Genomic DNA, 243 nt, shown 5'->3' with positions numbered 1-243 from the left:
CTGGACGACCTTGCCGCTCGGCAGCTCGACGTAGAACACCGAGTGGCCACCCAGGTAGGCAATGTCGTGAACCTTGCCGCGCGACCAGTTGTGTTCGCAGGTCGGTTGCTCGGTGGTGACCAGCATCTTTTCCGGGCGCAGGGCGTAGGTAATGTGCTTGTCTTCCACCGAAGTGGTGATGCCGTGGCCGACAAAGATCTTGCGCTCCAGCTCCGGGCTGGCAATGATCGCGTGGCCTTCGGC

General features: G+C 62.1%; 1 protein-coding gene. It reads right to left on the bottom strand.

Translation table 11 applies throughout. The features are described 5' to 3' along the window. The coding region (locus FQ668_RS28060) for a TOBE domain-containing protein (protein WP_144180854.1) at nt 1-243 on the bottom strand (243 nt) is incomplete at both ends.

The organism is Pseudomonas sp. Kh14 (genome assembly GCF_900291005.1).
In the GTDB taxonomy this organism is placed as follows: Bacteria; Pseudomonadota; Gammaproteobacteria; order Pseudomonadales; family Pseudomonadaceae; genus Aquipseudomonas; species Aquipseudomonas alloputida.
This window is presented reverse-complemented; position numbering and strand designations above follow the sequence as displayed.